Source organism: Paenibacillus sp. WC2504 (assembly GCF_052682475.1).
Genome location: NZ_JBQZFH010000001.1, coordinates 3,128,669 through 3,145,712, shown reverse-complemented (window position 1 = coordinate 3,145,712; position 17,044 = coordinate 3,128,669). Strand labels below are relative to the sequence as shown.

Sequence of the window (17,044 nt, the reverse complement as noted above, 5' to 3'; positions counted from 1 at the left end):
TCCTTTGTCACCTCGAATAACGGGATATATTGAGAAGGATGCCGACGGATGTCAGCATAAGCGTCAATGACGAACCACCTGCACTTATGAATGGCAATGTAATACCGGTAACTGGAAACATACCAATGACAACACCGATATTAATAATAACCTGAACAGCAATCATGCCGATAATGCCGACAGCAATTAAACTTGCAAACGTATCCGGTGCTGTAATCGCTGCCCGCATACCGCGCCATACTAAGATGGTAAATAATAAAAGCACTAAGGTACCGCCAATAAAACCAAGTTCTTCAGCAATGATGGAGAAAATAAAATCGGTTTGCGGCTCAGGCAAATAACTGTATTTCTGACGGCTCATACCAAGTCCCAACCCTACTAAGCCGCCTGGACCAATTGCATAGAGAGATTGAATAGATTGATAGCCTGCACCAAGCGGGTCCTGCCAAGGATCTAAAAAAGCAGTAATCCGTTTCAAGCGATACGGAGCAGCAATGATGAGCCCAATAAAACCGGCAACCCCTATCATACCCAGATATGAAAGATGAAGCAATCGTGCGCCTGAGATAAAAATGATAAGCAGTGAAGCTCCGACCAGAACAGCGCCGGTTCCAAGGTCAGGCTGCAGCATAATCAAGCCGAAGGCTAACCCCATAATCCCTAGCGGAGGCAATAACCCTTTGGTAAATTGGGTGATTTTGGATTGCTGCTCCGATAACAATTTGGATAAGTACAGAATCATCCCCATCTTCATAAACTCCGACGGTTGTATACCGAAGGCGCCAATCCCGAGCCAGCTCCTGGCTCCGCCGCGCACAACCCCGATGCCAGGAATAAGCACAATAATCAGCATGAAGCAACATACGATCAGTGTAATGCGCGCTACCTTTTTCCAAACGAGATAATCGACATTCATCGTAAAAAACATCGCAATGATCCCTAAAACAGCAAAAATAAACTGCCGTTTCAGGTAATACAGGGAATCGCCGAATTCCCGAAAGGCCAGTACACTGCTCGCACTGTAAACCATAATAATGCCAATTGTCAAAAGCAGCAAGGTTGGAATAATAATCCAAATATCAGGAGCAGACCGTGATTTACCCATAACAGACACCTCTTTATGTGTTCTGGGCCACATCCATAGGATGGATAGCCGAGCAGGCGACGACCGTCACCTGCCAGCAAACACATGTGGATAAGCCCTATTTAAAGGTTATGCACGGACTCCTTAAACATGCGTCCCCTGTCCTCAAAGGAGGGGAACATATCCCAACTTGCACAAGCCGGCGAAAGAAGGACGATATCTCCCTCTTCACACATCTGCCAAGCAAGCTGAACGGCTTGCGAAATTGCATCCGCTGCATCCTTAGCAGTATCGACGGTTTGAATACGGCTAATCCCTGCCAGCTCGGCAATATGTTTAATTTTCTCTTTTGTTTGTCCGAGTGTGACAATCCCTTTCACTCGCTCCCCGAACGTAGGCAGCAGCTCCATATAATCAGAGCCTCGATCCAAGCCTCCTGCAATTAAAACTAACTTTTGGTCGAAGGCTTCAATTGAGCTAATCGTAGCCACAGCGTTTGTCGCTTTCGAGTTATTGTAGAAAGTGACCCCCTTCAGTTCTCTCACGAACTCCAGACGGTGCTCTACGCCTTTGAAGCTTCTAAGCACATCTGCGATCGTGTGCGGCTCTACACCTGCTGTGAGGGCCGCTGCCGCTGCCGCCAAAGCGTTCTCAATGTTAAAGCTGCCCGGCATTCCCATTTCGCGTGCTGGCATAATCGGCACAATTTCACCTCGGCCATTCGCATAAACAAGGTTATCTGACGATTTGTCATAATAAACACCGTAAGACAACGCTTCTTTCCTGGAGAATGGGAAAAGCTTCGCTTTTAGCGTAGGAATAAGCGATTGGCATACCGGATGATCCCAATTTAATATAGCCGTATCTTCTTCTGTTTGATTGGCAAACAGCTTCGCTTTTGAGGCAATATAATCATCCATCGAACCATGGTAGTCCAGATGAGTTTCGTACAAATTCAAGAACAGCGCAATTTTCGGACGGAACGAAGTCGTCCCTTTGAGTTGAAAGGAGCTTAGCTCCACAACCATCCAATTGTCGGCCGTCACTTCAGGCGTTGCTTCCGTAAGAGCACGCCCGATATTCCCCGCCACGACAGGCGACATGCCTGCTGAATCCAGCATTAATCCAATCAATGTTGTCGTTGTTGTCTTCCCGTTTGAACCAGTAATCCCGATAATCGGCGCTTCACAGAACTGATAGGCGACTTCTACTTCCGTAACGACTTCAATGCCAAGCTCCAAAGCTTTGCGGATCGGCTCAACCGAGTACGGGATACCCGGGTTTTTCACAACGAGCGCAACACCCTCATGGACCAAGGACTCCGGATGAAACCCGCATACAACAGAAATACCCAGAGCCTCCAATTCGTCGGCTTCAGGGCATGCGCTCCGCTCTTTTTTGTCATTAACGGTGACCAAGGCTCCTTGTTGATGAAAAAGCTTAGCCGCAGCGACACCGCTGCGAGCCAAGCCCAAAACAACCACTTCAAGTCCACGATATTCCCGCGGATGCATCATGTTCTACAACACCTCATTCATATATAATCCGAGTGCAGCAAGTACAAGACCTACGACCCAGAATGTAATAACAACACGCCATTCCGACCATCCGACCAGTTCAAAGTGATGATGGATCGGACTCATTTTGAAAACACGCTTGCCCCTGGTCTTGAAGGAAACAACTTGAATAACAACAGATAAAATTTCGATCAGGAACACGCCGCCGACAACCGCCAGCAGCAGCTCCGCTTTGGTCAAAATCGCAACAGCCACTAAGCCGCCGCCGATGCCAAGCGAGCCTGTATCTCCCATAAACACTTTCGCCGGATGTGCGTTAAAGACGAGAAAACCAAGCACAGCACCCACCATGGCCGCTGAGAAAATCGCTGCTTCCGGCTGTGTGTTGTTCATCGCAATCACCGTATACGCGCCAAATGCAATTGCACTTGTCCCTGCCAGCAAACCATCCAACCCATCGGTGAAATTCACCGCGTTAGACGCGCCTAACATGAGGATCGCCATCAGTGGGAAGTACAACCAGCCAGGATTGAAGTGGAACTCCACAAAAGGGATATATAAGTCCGTGCTATGTCCTTCCCTCACCAGCAGGTAACAAACAATAGCCGAGATCAGCAGCTGCCCGAACAGTTTTTGTTTCGCTGTAAGTCCAAGCGAGCGTTTGAAAATAATTTTGATGTAATCGTCCAGAAAACCTACGAGGCCGTAGCCTAGTGAAGCAATCAGCAAGATGAGAAGATCTGTATTTTTATCAGCAAAACGAAGGCTTGCCAAAGCCAGGGCAATTAGAATGATGATGCCGCCCATCGTTGGTGTTCCTTGTTTCTTCAAATGTCCCTGTGGGCCATCCTCACGGATTTGTTGGCCAAACTTCATACGCCGCAAAATCGGAATACAAAGCGGCCCCATAATAAGCGCAAGCACAAATGCGACGCCCATCGTTAATAAAATTGCGTTTTCCACGTTGGTTCCCCCTGCTCGTTTCCGTTATCCGAAAACGATCTACTGTTTCATAATAAGTTCATTCTGTTCCTATTAGGTGAGTAAAGCATTCACGACTTGCTCAAGCCGCATACCGCGCGAGCCCTTCACAAGCACAATGTCCTCCGGCTGTGCCAAAGCGGCTAGCTCGCTCGCGAGCAGCTCCTTGTCCTCGAAGGCGCGCACGCGATCCTTCGAGAGGCGCACCGCCGCTTCCTCTGCAATGAAGCGGCCCAAACGGCCGAACGTGAAGACGTAGTCTACACGTTCCGGCGATACCATCGCGCCAATTTCGCGATGGAACTGCTCTTCGTGCTCGCCAAGCTCCAGCATGTCGCCGAGCACGAGGAACTTCCGACCGAAGCCGCCCAGCGTCTCGGTCAGTGTAATGGCCGCCCGCATGGAAGCCGGGCTGGCATTGTACGCATCGTTGAGTACAGTCAGCCCTGAGGCTGCCGTCAGCTTCTCGATGCGCATGCTTGTCATCTCCAGCGAGCGGAGCCCCGCTGCAATGGCTTCCGGCTGAACGCCGAAGGCTTCGCCGATGGCGACGGCCGCTAACGCGTTGATGACGTTATGCGTGCCGAGCAAAGGAATGTACAATTCCGCGTAATCCGGTGAATTGACCTGGAAGTGCGCTCCGTCCGCATCCATACGAATCGCGGTCGGGTATTTCGCATTGTCCTTGCCGTGTCCGAAGCGGAGACGGTGAAGCCCTTCCGGCAAGCTGCGCTCTGCAAGAGCCATCTCAATGAGCGGCTCGTCACCGTTGTACACTAGCAGGCTGCCGCTTGGCATGCCGCTTACGATCTCCACTTTCGCCCGGGCAATTTCTTCCCTCGAACCCAGCTGAAGCATGTGGGACTCGCCGATCATTGTGATGATCGAAGCATCCGGCTCGGCCAAATCGCTTAGCAGCTCGATCTCGCCCCGTCCGCTCATCCCCATTTCAACAACGGCAAACTCTGTCGTTTCCTCCAGCTGTAAGAGCGTAACCGGCAAACCGATATGATTATTTAAATTCCCTTTGGTTTTATGCACTTTATACGTACTACCCAAAACCGCTGCGACCAAATCTTTCGTCGTTGTTTTGCCGTTACTGCCCGTTATGCCTATGATGCGCACAGACAGTTGCTTCCGATAAGCCTTAGCTAATTGCTGTAAAGCTGCCAGCGTATCTGCCACTGGGACATAGGGAACACCTGCTGGTGCATCTCCGCGATCCTCCTGCCATAAAACAGCCGCTGCTCCTTTATGATAAGCTTCCTCTGCATAGGCGTGCCCGTCAAAATTTTCTCCAATCAGCGGGACGAATAGACTGCCGGCCGGAATCGAGCGAGTATCGGTTGAGACGCCCGCAACGCTCACGGCAGCTTCAGTCCCTCGAACCTCACTCCCCAACATTTCTGCAATTTGTTCTAATGTACGCTGGATCATCGATTTCTCCCCTTTATCGCAGCCTTAGCCACCAAACGATCATCGAAATCATGCTTGACCCCCATGATATCCTGATACGTTTCGTGGCCTTTTCCCGCTATCAATATTACATCTTTGGGGCCTGCCCCATCAATAGCCTTTTGTATCGCTTTTTTACGATCCGGAATCAATTCATAGTTATTTTCGGGATAACTGACCTCCTGAAGACCGGGAACAATGTCCTGAAGGATGGCATCCGGATTCTCGGTGCGGGGATTGTCGGAAGTCACATATAAATAATCGCTATAGGCCGCTGTTACCTTCCCCATCAAGGGGCGCTTCGTTCTGTCGCGATCTCCTCCACAACCAAATACGGTAATGACTTTGCCCTCGGCAAATTCACGGACCGTAGAAAGTGCATTCTCTAGTCCATCCGGCGTATGGGCGTAGTCAACCAGAACCAAGTAATCCTGGCCCTCATCCACGACCTCCATCCGTCCATCTACGACAGCAATACTTTCCAAGCTGTTCCGAATCGCCTCTAACGGAATGCCTTCCGCCAATGCGGCTGCGATTGACCCAAGAGCGTTATATACATTAAATTTGCCGACCAATTTCATTTCGAAGAACGCTTCTCCAGCAAAAGAGATTAATCGGAAAGCTGTGCCTTTTGCAGTAATCCGAATGTCAGTCGCACGAACATCACATGGCTGCTCTATCCCGTATGTAATCACTTGTGCGGCTGTAAGTCTGTTGAACGTCTCTGATGCCGCATCATCCGCATTCAAGATCGCATACTGACGATCTTGGGAATTACCTGAAAACCCGTTGCCCAATCTGGAGAACAAAAGCCCTTTTGCCGCTGCATATGCTTCCATGGTTTTGTGGTAATCCAGATGATCCTGGGACAAGTTCGTAAAAATGCCTGAGCGGAAGTGAATCCCCTTCACACGGCCCAGCTCCAAAGCATGACTTGAAACCTCCATAATGCAGTAATCTGTTCCTGCCTCGCACATGCTGCGGAAACTGCGCTGCAAATCAACGGACTCTTGCGTTGTCCGCTCCATCTCGGTGTAAGTATCACCGATTTTCATTTGAATCGTGCCCATCAGACCCGTGGTAAAGCCTTGATCGCGCAATATTTTTTCCAGCAAGTAGGTCGATGTTGTTTTGCCGTTGGTCCCTGTAATTCCAATTAACTTTAATTCCTTACTCGGATATCCGTAGAAGTGAGCAGACAATGCGGCCATCGCGTATCTGGCATCTTTCACCACCAATTGTGGAACCGGCAAATCCAGCACTCTTTCGGTAACAAGCGCAGAAGCCCCAAGCGCAATAGCTTTTGGGGCGTAATCATGGCCGTCAACCGTCAGTCCTGGGATGCACAAAAATATATCGCCTGGTTTAATTTTACGAGAGTCTGCTTCAATCCCCGTAATCTCCGTATCCGCATTTCCATGTATGTGGGTAATGAGCAGTGCGGAAGCAAGCTCCTGCAGTTTCATGAGCAACCCTCTCCTTAACATTTTTCCTATCTATTATGGACAATTTTATGCATATGGAAAAGCTAAACATGTCTTACTTGCAAATCTTTTTTTGAATCGGAACCTAACTCCCTATTGTGGCGGCTCATTGTTCGATAAAAAAATACGAATCGTTGAACCTTGATCAACCCTTGTACCTGCTTTCGGCGCTTGGCTGATCACATATTTGCCATTACCGGACTTCGCCAGCTTAAAATTCATGTTCAGATCTTCTAATATATCATCAACTGACGCTCCAACCAAGTCCGGCACCTCAACAACCGGTGTTTCCCCATATCGGTACTCTTTATCGAGCTGCTGCTTATTTGGCTCAACCTTCATATAGCGCAAAGCGTCAGCCATCATGTTCTTAACTAAAGGCGCTGCGATCAAGCCGCCAAATTGAATGCCTTTGGGGTCATCCACTGCCGCATAAATAACAACTTTGGGGTTATCCGCAGGGGCAAATCCGATAAAGGACACGATATGCTCATCGGGTGAATAGCGGCCGTTGATAACCTTTTGCGCGGTTCCCGTTTTCCCTCCGACCCGGTAGCCGTCGATAAAGGCATTGCGCCCTGTACCTAGCGCTACTACGCTTTCGAGCGCTTCCCGGACCTGTTTCGAGGTTCCCTCGGAAATGACATTGCGCACAAGCTCCGGCTCTACGACATCAACGACTTCACCCGTGTCCGGGTTCGAGAACGATTTGGCCACATAAGGCTTAAACAGTTTCCCGCCATTGATTGCTGCAGATACAGCTGTAATTTGTTGAATCGGCGTTACGGAAACCCCTTGACCGAAAGCGGTCGTTGCAAGTTCCACGGGCCCAACCTGAGAAGGTTTGAACATAATCCCGTTCTCTTCACCGCCGAGGTCGATGCCTGTCTTTTTCCCAAAGCCAAATTTGGAAATGTAGTCAAACAACTTCTCTTTGCCGAGCCGCTGTCCCATGACGACAAAGCCTGGGTTGCAAGAGTTTTGAACAACCTGAAGCATCGTTTCACTACCATGGCCGCCACGTTTCCAACAACGCAGTCTGGCTCCCCCAACTTCAATAAAACCAGGGTCATAGAAAGGTTCGTTCTTGAGATCCACTTTCTTTTCTTCCAAAGCTGCTGCAAGCGTAATAATTTTAAACGTCGAACCTGGCTCATACGTTTTCCAAATCGGCAAGTTCCTGTTATACGTTTCAGCCGGATAGTTCTTATAATTGCCCGGCTCGTAGGTCGGTCTGCTGCCCATGGCCAATATCTCTCCATTATTCGGGTCCATCATAATTGCGACGACATTTTGCGCTTGATACTGAACCATGGCTTGGTCCAATTCTCTTTCCATCACGGACTGCAGATGATTATCGATGGTCAGTTTTACGTTGAGCCCGTCTTTCGGGCTTGTATACTTATCCGTCGTCCCTGCCAGCGGCCTGCCCGCTGCATCTGTCATATAAGAAATGTTGCCGGGGATTCCCGTCAATTCCTTATCGTATTTTGCTTCAATCCCTGTAAGACCTTTATCTATGCCGGCAAAACCCAGAATGTGTGCGGCCAAACTGCCATATGGGTAATATCGTTTATTATCTTCGGCGACTACAACCCCGGGAAGGTGCAGATTACGGACTTCCTGCGCTTTCTCAATCGTTATTTTCCGACCGGACGGCTTGATGTCGACTTGGGACGTTTTTTTCGTAATTTGCTTATAGATATCATCCGCATTTCCTTGAAGCACTTCCGCCAGTTTAGCAGCCGTACTCTGAGGATCTTGAATTTGAACCGGTATCGCCACGATCGTCGGCGTGCTCATGCTATAAGTCAAAGTGATCCCGTTGCGATCCTGAATCTCTCCTCGTTTCGGCGCAAACTCAATCTGTCTCCTCCAGCTATCCTCCGCTTTATTCGCCAAGTCTTGTCCAATCCATAGCTGGACGTAGGCCAAGCGGAGAATAAGTGCAGTGAAAATAATCGTGCCAATGATGAGCGCAGTAAACAATCTGCGGCGAACAGTAACGTTAGAAGCACGCATGAACGTTCAATCTCCCTTCCCAAATAAGTCAGTCTCATTCCTAACATGACTATTCGGGACAAACAGGGGTTAGAACAAGCCTGCCACTTTCAGGCTACTTTGTACCTGTCACTGCCGGTTTATCGCTTAATGGTTTCAGCGTCAGTGTTGCGCTACGCCCTTCCCCCTCACCTGAGCTCGTTTGATCCGAGACATAACCTTCGCCAGAAGTTTGGCAGTCCACTTTAAAGAAGGAACAGGCTTCTACAGCATCGCGCAAGGATCGACCCACTAAGTTAGGAAGCGGCATTTCAGTAACGTTTTGCATGGCCACATATATTCGTTGCGTGGATAAGATTTCAGTTCCTGGTTTAGGGAATTGTTCGACAACTTGTTCTCCCTTTCCAAATACTTCCAATGACAAATTACTCTCCTTCGCCGCTGCTTTCGCATTCGCTGATGTCATTTCCATGAAGTTAGGCACTTTTAATTTATTCGCTTCTTTGGCAACCATTTGTGTTTGCTTGCTTGATTTAACCCCCATATATTGCAGGGATTCCCCAACAATATCTTTAAAAGCCGGCGCTAGAACTTGTCCGCCCAAATGGTAATTGCCGCCGAGATCAGGCTGATCTGCGATCAGCGTGACAAGGATTTTCGGATCTTCAACGGGTGCATAACCAATAAAAGAGATAACCCAGGTATTGGTTGAATATGTTTTTTCTCCAGGAAGTACCAAGTTTGCTGTACCTGTTTTGCCGGCTACGCGGTAACCTTCCATATAGGCCAGCTTACCTGTTCCAATATCTTGGTCGGAAACGACTTGTTCCAAGTAGCCACTAACCGTAGCTGCCGTCTTCTCGCTCACGACTTGACGCACGACTTGCGGCGCGAAGGATTGAATGGTTTTCCCTGTTTTGGGATCCAAGATGTCCTTCACAATGTGCGGCCACATTAATTTACCGCCGTTCGCCATTGCTGCATAAGCTGCCGTTTGCTGAATTGCCGTAACAACGACTTTCCCTTGCCCATACGTTGCAGTTGCATACTCAGATGGATACTTCATGTCGATAAGTCCAGATACTTCATTGGGCATATCGATATTTGTTTTTTCGTTAAATCCAAATTTCTCTATATAACTCTTGAGTTTAGGTTGCGTGAGTTTCTCAATCCCTAATTTAACGAATGCTACGTTACTTGAACGCTTAAGACCATCCAGATATGAAATTTTGCCCCAACCCACACGGTTGTGGTCATGCAGCTCTCTATCCTGCACACGAATCATACCTGACTGGTACATCTCATTAGGATTAAATAACCCCTCTTCTACCGTACCTGCTAAAGTGACAATCTTGAATGTCGAGCCAGGCTCATAACGGGAAGCTACTGCATTATTTTTAAAATCACTTTGATCTTTAATGGTCCAATACGTATTCGGATTAAAGGTCGGTGTGTTCGCCATACCCAAAATTTCCATCGTTTGCGGATCGACTGCAATAGCCGTTAAGCTTTTGGGATGCCACTTATCATTTACTTTGGCCAGCGCACTCTCCAAATAGAACTGAATGTTCTTGTCAATGGTGAGCCGTACATTATTTCCGTCTTCCGCCGGTTTAAAATCAACTTTGGCATCCGGCAGCTCCACGCCTTTGCCGTCTTTTTCATAGCTCAGCATGCCAGGAACGCCCTTCAGCGTGTCATCCAGCTTCAGCTCTAAGCCAAGTGAGGCTTTACCTTCTTTGTTCGTATATCCTAGAATATGCGCAGCAAGCGTTTCCCCTGGGTAATACCGTTTCTTTTCTTCAATAATCCCGATTCCGATATTCGTTTTTGCCGATTTATTCAATCGCGTTTGCATGGTTGCGATGAAGTCACGAACTTGATCCGCCTTTTCCTTGTCAATTTTCCAGCCTTCGTTGCGAATTTCGACATTGACCGCGAAATCGCTGCCGTCCGGTTTCTTCCTCGTGGCCAGCTCGCGGATCTTGTTTTCAAGCGTTGCTTTGGTCACATCGGATTCTTTCAAAATATCCGCCAACCCTCTGGCAATATCATCCGCCGCATGCAGACCATCAATCATTTTGGGATTCAGCGTAACGGTGTAGGCGGTACCTTCTTCAGCGAGCACTTTATTATTTCGATCCAGAATGGTCCCGCGAACAGGCGCGATAATTTTGTCCGTCTCCCATTTTTCTTCCGCTTGTTCTAGCAACCAAGAGGCATCTACCACTTGGATCCAATAGACTTTAGCAATAAGGACAACAAAAAGAAGGGTAAAAAACCCTCCAATGAGTAAAGAACGCAGCTTAATTTTTTTTGTCATATCGATACCTGCCCGTTACGGTTTAGAAGCTACTTTGGTATTTTTACTGCTGCTAGTGCTAGTTTTCGATTTGGCCGGAGTCTCTAAACTTACCTTCTTGCCATCATCTAAATTAAACCCCAGGCGCACAGCTTCCTCTTTTAGACGATCAGGACTTTGCAGTTTCTCTACTTCCTGCTTCAAAGCGCTGTTCTGAGCTTGAATCTCGCGAATTTCTACTTGCATTTTCAATATGCTTGCATTCATTTGATAGATGGATGCGTACCGCCAAATGATCACTCCTGCAACAAGGACACAGAGGAGAACCGTGAACAGATACAGCATTTTTTCTTGGGTCGGCAGCGATTTATTGCGGTAAACAACTTTCGTTGTCTCTTTAATCTTAACCTTAGCTGCTGGAACCGTTCGTTTCCGGTCAAGAGCTAAATTCCCCTGGATGTAAGATGGCATATCAACTTCCTCCTTTTGTGTCAAAGCTTTTCGGCAATACGTAATTTGGCGGATCTTGCTCTTTGGTTCACCTCAAGTTCATTCTCACTAGGTATGATCGGTTTACGTGTTACTAATTTAAGATCACCGGATTTATCGCAAACACACATTGGAAACGCCGGTGGACACGTACATTTCTCCACATTTTTGACGAAAAATTGCTTGCAAATGCGATCCTCCAAAGAATGGAACGTAATAACCGCTACTCTACCCTCCGGAGCCAAACATCTCACAGATTGCTCCAACGCTTCCTCTAAAGCGCCCAACTCATCGTTAACAGCTATGCGCAGCGCTTGAAAGCTTCTCTTAGCCGGGTGGCCGCCTGTTCTTCTTGCGGCTGCAGGAATTCCTTCCTTAATCAGCTCAACAAGCTCACCCGTGGTTTCAATCGGCCCTTTGGTACGTGCTTCGGCAATGACGCCTGCAATGCGCCGTGAAAACTTCTCTTCCCCATATTCAAACAAAATTTTTGCAATTCGTTCAGGAGCCCATTCATTGACGATCGTTTTGGCGGTTAATTCCGTCGTACGATCCATTCTCATATCAAGCTCTGCATCTTGATGATAGGAGAAGCCTCTCTCGCCATCATCCAGCTGCGGGGACGATACGCCAAGATCGAAGAGAATCCCATCAACCTGCGGTTTCCCATCACGTAGTGCTCTCGGCTCATTCATGAGCACTTGCTCTAAATCTCTGAAGTTGCTTTTCACGATTTTCACACGATCCAGGTATGGAGCGAGTACGGTTTGAGCATTAGCTAGAGCAACATCGTCCTGGTCAAGGGCAATCAGTAACCCATCAGGACCTAATTTAGAAGCTATCAGGGAACTATGCCCCGCACCTCCCATCGTACAATCCACGTATACGCCATCAGGCTTTATATGTAAACCTTCAACTGATTCTTCTTTTAATACCGTCACATGATGAAACAACTTGGTGTCCTCCTAAATTTCAAGCATCTATAAATCAAAATTAAAGTCGACGAGTTTCTCAGCTATTTCATTGAACGACTGTTCCGATTCATTGGCATAGCTTTCCCAAATTTGCTTACTCCAAATCTCTACTCGGTTGGAAACACCGATAACGACGCAATCTTTTTCAAGCTTGGCATGATCGACGAGATTGCCTGGAATATTCGCCCGACCTTGTTTATCAAGGTCACATTCGGTTGCGCCCGAGAAGAAAAAACGGGTGAATGCACGTGCATCTGATTTCATCAGCGGCAATGCCTTCAGTTTTTGTTCGAGAATCGCCCACTCGGAGCGAGGGTACACGAACAAACACTGATCTAGACCGCGAGTGATAACGAAGGATTCGCCAAGGGCTTCACGAAATTTGGCCGGGATGATCATTCGGCCCTTTTCGTCTATGCTATGTTGATATTCCCCCATGAACATAGCATGGCGCCCCCCTTTCCCTCCACTTCGTACCACTTTTCACCACTTTTTAATGTTAATTCGCCAATAACGCAACAAATCCTGCTTTTTGAGCAGGATTTGTGAAAAAATTTTCATTTTTGGGTCTATTCTGCGTCTATTGTTCCTTGTTTGTCATCTTCAAGTGAGTTTAAAGAAGCATTTTGCTCTTTGAGTTGATTTCGCATCGCGGCCAATTGCTTGTTTCTTTTGCGCCTGTATACCCAAATCGGTATACCGATCAACAGTACAATAACGAGGATCGGGAATGCAGCCGCCAGGAAAACAAGGATACCTTGCAGCACAGCTACTAGTACATTAAGGCTAGAGTTCCATGCTTTCTGGATTCGCTCGTTTAAGCTAAGTTTGCTTGGATCCGAGAGGAGCGGCTTCTTATCGGTTTGTTGATACATCCGAATTTCAATCGTGGAGTAAGCGACGTTTTGATCCAAATACCTCATCCGACCTTTGATCTGCTCGATCGCTTCCTGCACTTTCGAGAGCTCATTCGAGAAGGCCAGCAAATCATCTGTCTTTGAAGCTTTTTCCATAAAACCGAGCAATCTCGTTTCAACCAGCTGTTTGGCCTTCAAACGTGAACTGAGATCAACGTACTCTTCCGTTACATCCTGCCCTTGCACATTCCTTTGCAAAGACGGACTGATCTTCTCTAAGCCATCCAACAAAGAAACAAAACCGTTAGCCGCTACTTTGATGGTATACGTGCCGCCCCTCTCTCCTGTATTGGCGTTTTCCGAAAACTGCAGGATGTAAGCTCCACTCAAAGTCACAAGGTCTCTAAGCGCTGTTTGAGCCTTCCCGTAGTCATCTACGGGCATGACCAAATTAGCCCGGTAAATCAGCTTACGATTAAACCCCGCCGCTTCATCGCTGCCCAATGCCGGCATGACAGTCATCGTCGCATCTTTGCCATCGGCCGGCGTTTGAGCCGTTCCTGACTCTGCCGCTACCCCTTTGAGGTCACTCGCTGCCTTCGCCTGAGCGGCGGGAGCCGCAGCATTTTGACTTTCGGCACGTGGCGCTTCTTTCGTCAATGCTCCAATGTTTGAACTCATTTTTTGCTCTGAAGACGATGCGGTTTCATCATTTTTGGATGAACTGCATCCAGCTACTAGACTGCCTATCAGCATACACACAGCAAGCAGCAACGCAACCTTTTGACCCCACTTTTTGACCCCCATCTTGCCATCTCCTCGCTACCAAATATAGGATTTACACCCTATAAACGGATAGCGAATAAAAAATGTTGCAAAATCTTTACAAATAAAAAAACCTCTCAGACCACTGAAAGGCGGTCCGAAAGGTTCTCTAGTTCTTTTAATGCTCTGCCCAACTGTCAAGGTACAGCTTTTGCTCATCACTTAAGGAATCAATGCTAGTGCCTAACGACTCCAATTTGAATCTGGCCACTTGCTCATCCAATACATAAGGGACGTTAACAACTGTTTTCCCTAATTTATTATATTCGTCATTCACATATTTTAGAGACATTGCTTGCAGAGCAAACGTCATATCCATGATTTCAGCCGGGTGTCCGTCACCTGCCGCTAGGTTCACAAGGCGACCTTCAGCCAATACATAGATTTTACGGCCATCCGCCAGCTGATATTCTTCAATGTTGCGACGAACGGTACGTTTGGATACCGATTGTGCTTCAAGTTCAGGTTTGTTAACTTCTACATCGAAATGGCCTGCATTCGAAAGAATAGCGCCATCCTTCATGACTTTATAGTGTTCGCCGCGGATAACATCCTTGTTGCCCGTTACCGTCACAAAGAAATCACCTAATTTCGCCGCTTCAATCATCGGCATTACAGCAAAACCGTCCATGTAGGCTTCAACGCCTTTGATAGCGTCAATCTCTGTTACGATAACATTAGCGCCAAGACCTTTGGCTCGCATCGCAACACCTTTACCGCACCAACCGTAGCCGACAACAACAACTGTTTTACCCGCAACAACCAAGTTCGTTGTACGGTTAATCCCGTCCCAAACGGATTGGCCCGTGCCGTAGCGGTTGTCAAACAAGTACTTGCAGAAGGCATCATTCACAGCAACCATCGGGAATTCCAGCTTCCCTTCTTTTTCCATCGCTTTCAAACGAAGGATACCGGTTGTTGTTTCTTCCGCACCGCCGCGGACTTGAGCAGCGAGATCTTTACGCTCGGAGTGAAGAATGGATACCAGATCCCCACCATCGTCAATGATCAGGTCCGGCTTCGTTTCAAGCGCTTTAATCAACAATTCCTTGTACTCTTCCGGGCTAGGGTTGTATTTCGCGAATACCGTAATGCCGTCCTCGACAAGCGCAGCACAAACGTCATCCTGTGTAGAAAGAGGATTACTGCCTGTAATCGTAACTTCCGCTCCGCCTGCTTTTACCACTTTAGCCAAGTAAGCTGTTTTGGCTTCCAAGTGCAAGGAGATCGTTACTTTTAACCCTTTAAAAGGCTGCTCTTTTTCAAATTGCTCACGAATTCGGTTCAAAACAGGCATATGCGCCTGAACCCAATCAATTTTCAAATGGCCTTCAGGTGCCAACGCCATATCCGTAACAATACTTTTTTCAACAGTTGTCATATATATTTCCTCCTACAAATAATAAACACGGTGCAAACCGTCCACAGGAATCGGCGTCTCGACAAGCGCACGCAGCCAATCATTCCCATATCGATTCATATAAACACACCCATTATACACTCTTTCTTGCGGCTTTGCTAACGGTATTATGGTTAGTCGAATGCGCTCTAACTGTCTTAACGTCGCATCAAACTGTGTTTTGTACGCATCCGAAGCTTTATTTTGTAGGAATTCTATCTGTTCTATAATCTTCGTCAAGTTCGTATCTCCAAGCTTTTTAATGCCTGGATTAATTTGGGCCAGTGATTCAACAAGAGGCGCATAGCTGGCCTCAAACTCAGTTTTCACCTTATCGAAACGCTCGCCTAGCTGCATTGTATCTTGCGCATCCAGCCAATCCTGTTTCTTTTGCTCAAAACGGTGCAGAACATCCTCAAACGTAAAATCATATTTGTGCATCTGCTTCTGAACGGTGCCTTCAATCAAGGTAAATTCCAAGCGCGGAACAACAATCGGCATTTTCATACCAAACTGCTCAAACCCCTGCTTCGTGAGCGCCCAGTAGGCAATTTCACCGGCACCTAACACACTGGCCAACACAGGGAACAGAAACTCCTGCATAAGCGGTCTGGACATGACGTTATTGCTCAACTGCTCAGGGCTCGTAACCGCCAGATCATGCAGCTGCTCTTTCGTGAAGCGATATTCCTTTTTCTTATCTGTAAAATATTCACCTTCTCGATGCAGCAGCAAACGATGTCCTCCAGCGTAAACGAAAAGATTAGCCGCATCCTCTGCAATTTCCGCTTGACTGCTGTAACCTGCCCGCTGCACTTCGTCTTGACTCTTCATGAGAGATGCAGCGAAGGCTTCATTTTGCAAAACAAGCTGCTCGAACATCTCCGTTTCTATCGCACGAAGCGCGGGTTCATCGGAATCAATCAGAACAAGTCCGTACTCGCCAAACAGAACAGCCATCCAACGGGCAAAAGCATCGGATAACGTAGCGCTGCCTTCCGTCGTGCTTTCTAATTTCGCCATCAAGGAAGCTTTGAACTCTGTATCCATCAAGGACTGATCCAAGGCCGCCAAGGCGTCCTTCCACGCTTCAGGCTCCAGTGGAAGCTTGCTGACTGACGTGCGGTGCCCTGTTGGGTGATCCACCTTCATTTTGTCAATCTGCTGCGTATTGGACAGGACGTACATATGATTTACTTCATCAAAATCATGGTCTTCGCCAGCGATCCAAAAAACAGGTACGACTGGACGATTTAATTTGGAGCTCCACTCACGAGCGAGTTGAATAATCGTGATGGCTTTGTACAAAACAAGCAGCGAACCGCCAAACAGCCCTGCTTGCTGTCCTCCAACAATGGCAAGTGCCTCTTGGCTCGCTAGCGCGGTAATCTGATCTAGGGCAGCCCCGGTATTACCAATTCGCTCATTGTATGTTTTCAGCACTTCCACCAAGCGTCCGCGATCAGCCTTCCGGGCGGAATGCCCTTCGTCCAGCCACTTAACGCGAGATTGCCAATCTTCTTGATTTCCAAAATGATATGGAAATAATGGTGCAGCTTCTGCTGACTGTTGAATATAATCTTCAGCTACTTTCTGACTTTTTTTCCAATGAAAAGTTTCCATTTGCATATGCGACTAGTGTCCCCTCTTCATACCAAATAAAACGACTATCCTTT

13 protein-coding genes are annotated in these 17,044 nt (G+C 47.6%); all 13 read right to left on the bottom strand.

The genetic code is table 11. From position 1 onward, the window contains the following. Positions 1–7: 7 nt before the first annotated feature. On the bottom strand, positions 8–1,105 hold the full coding sequence (gene spoVE / locus ACUN27_RS13740) for a stage V sporulation protein E (RefSeq protein WP_445559044.1): 1,098 nt from the start codon (positions 1,103–1,105) through the stop codon (positions 8–10). A gap of 101 nt (positions 1,106–1,206) precedes the next feature. Further along, on the bottom strand, positions 1,207–2,601 hold the full coding sequence (gene murD / locus ACUN27_RS13735; RefSeq protein ID WP_445559043.1) for a UDP-N-acetylmuramoyl-L-alanine--D-glutamate ligase: 1,395 nt from the start codon (positions 2,599–2,601) through the stop codon (positions 1,207–1,209). A gap of 3 nt (positions 2,602–2,604) precedes the next feature. Continuing rightward, a complete protein-coding gene (gene mraY, locus ACUN27_RS13730) occupies positions 2,605–3,540 on the bottom strand; it encodes a phospho-N-acetylmuramoyl-pentapeptide-transferase (protein WP_127452395.1) in 936 nt (311 codons plus the stop codon). 96 nt (positions 3,541–3,636) lie between these two features. After that, positions 3,637–5,019, bottom strand: a complete 1,383-nt coding sequence (locus tag ACUN27_RS13725) for a UDP-N-acetylmuramoyl-tripeptide--D-alanyl-D-alanine ligase (protein WP_445559042.1) — start codon at positions 5,017–5,019, stop codon at positions 3,637–3,639. Continuing rightward, the gene (locus tag ACUN27_RS13720; RefSeq protein WP_326060552.1) at positions 5,016–6,503 is read right to left on the bottom strand and encodes a UDP-N-acetylmuramoyl-L-alanyl-D-glutamate--2,6-diaminopimelate ligase; all 1,488 of its coding nucleotides are present in this window, start codon (positions 6,501–6,503) and stop codon (positions 5,016–5,018) included. Before ACUN27_RS13720 ends, ACUN27_RS13725 begins: the two co-directional genes overlap by 4 nt. A 111-nt stretch (positions 6,504–6,614) precedes the next feature. Beyond that, positions 6,615–8,543, bottom strand: a complete 1,929-nt coding sequence (locus ACUN27_RS13715) for a stage V sporulation protein D (protein WP_315951393.1) — start codon at positions 8,541–8,543, stop codon at positions 6,615–6,617. A gap of 94 nt (positions 8,544–8,637) precedes the next feature. Next, a complete protein-coding gene (locus tag ACUN27_RS13710; protein WP_445559041.1) occupies positions 8,638–10,845 on the bottom strand; it encodes a penicillin-binding transpeptidase domain-containing protein in 2,208 nt (735 codons plus the stop codon). A 15-nt stretch (positions 10,846–10,860) separates the two neighbouring features. Beyond that, positions 10,861–11,295: a cell division protein FtsL gene (ftsL2, locus tag ACUN27_RS13705; RefSeq protein WP_315951395.1), complete on the bottom strand. Its 435-nt coding sequence runs from the start codon at positions 11,293–11,295 to the stop codon at positions 10,861–10,863. Positions 11,296–11,315: 20 nt separating this feature from the next. Continuing rightward, the gene (rsmH, locus tag ACUN27_RS13700; RefSeq protein ID WP_445559040.1) at positions 11,316–12,266 is read right to left on the bottom strand and encodes a 16S rRNA (cytosine(1402)-N(4))-methyltransferase RsmH; all 951 of its coding nucleotides are present in this window, start codon (positions 12,264–12,266) and stop codon (positions 11,316–11,318) included. Positions 12,267–12,293: 27 nt separating this feature from the next. Then, positions 12,294–12,731, bottom strand: a complete 438-nt coding sequence (gene mraZ, locus ACUN27_RS13695) for a division/cell wall cluster transcriptional repressor MraZ (RefSeq protein ID WP_127451955.1) — start codon at positions 12,729–12,731, stop codon at positions 12,294–12,296. A gap of 125 nt (positions 12,732–12,856) precedes the next feature. Continuing rightward, positions 12,857–13,951 (bottom strand): DUF4349 domain-containing protein, encoded by a 1,095-nt coding sequence (locus ACUN27_RS13690; protein WP_445559039.1) that lies wholly within the window; start codon positions 13,949–13,951, stop codon positions 12,857–12,859. Between the two features lie 136 nt (positions 13,952–14,087). Continuing rightward, positions 14,088–15,350 (bottom strand): adenosylhomocysteinase, encoded by a 1,263-nt coding sequence (locus ACUN27_RS13685; protein ID WP_127451949.1) that lies wholly within the window; start codon positions 15,348–15,350, stop codon positions 14,088–14,090. Positions 15,351–15,362: 12 nt separating this feature from the next. Then, a complete protein-coding gene (bshC, locus tag ACUN27_RS13680) occupies positions 15,363–16,991 on the bottom strand; it encodes a bacillithiol biosynthesis cysteine-adding enzyme BshC (RefSeq protein WP_445559038.1) in 1,629 nt (542 codons plus the stop codon). Between the last annotated feature and the right edge of the window lie 53 nt (positions 16,992–17,044).

Excerpts from the sequence above, each read along its gene's own strand:
- mraY (WP_127452395.1), bottom strand. The coding sequence starts at position 3,540 with ATGGGCGTCGCATTTGTGCTTGCGCTTATTATGGGGCCGCTTTGTATT.
- ACUN27_RS13685 (WP_127451949.1), bottom strand. The coding sequence starts at position 15,350 with ATGACAACTGTTGAAAAAAGTATTGTTACGGATATGGCGTTGGCACCT.
- mraZ (WP_127451955.1), bottom strand. The coding sequence starts at position 12,731 with ATGTTCATGGGGGAATATCAACATAGCATAGACGAAAAGGGCCGAATG.
- ACUN27_RS13715 (WP_315951393.1), bottom strand. The coding sequence starts at position 8,543 with ATGCGTGCTTCTAACGTTACTGTTCGCCGCAGATTGTTTACTGCGCTC.
- murD (WP_445559043.1), bottom strand. The coding sequence starts at position 2,601 with ATGATGCATCCGCGGGAATATCGTGGACTTGAAGTGGTTGTTTTGGGC.
- ACUN27_RS13710 (WP_445559041.1), bottom strand. The coding sequence starts at position 10,845 with ATGACAAAAAAAATTAAGCTGCGTTCTTTACTCATTGGAGGGTTTTTT.
- bshC (WP_445559038.1), bottom strand. The coding sequence starts at position 16,991 with ATGGAAACTTTTCATTGGAAAAAAAGTCAGAAAGTAGCTGAAGATTAT.
- ftsL2 (WP_315951395.1), bottom strand. The coding sequence starts at position 11,295 with ATGCCATCTTACATCCAGGGGAATTTAGCTCTTGACCGGAAACGAACG.
- ACUN27_RS13720 (WP_326060552.1), bottom strand. The coding sequence starts at position 6,503 with ATGAAACTGCAGGAGCTTGCTTCCGCACTGCTCATTACCCACATACAT.
- spoVE (WP_445559044.1), bottom strand. The coding sequence starts at position 1,105 with ATGGGTAAATCACGGTCTGCTCCTGATATTTGGATTATTATTCCAACC.
- ACUN27_RS13725 (WP_445559042.1), bottom strand. The coding sequence starts at position 5,019 with ATGATCCAGCGTACATTAGAACAAATTGCAGAAATGTTGGGGAGTGAG.
- ACUN27_RS13690 (WP_445559039.1), bottom strand. The coding sequence starts at position 13,951 with ATGGGGGTCAAAAAGTGGGGTCAAAAGGTTGCGTTGCTGCTTGCTGTG.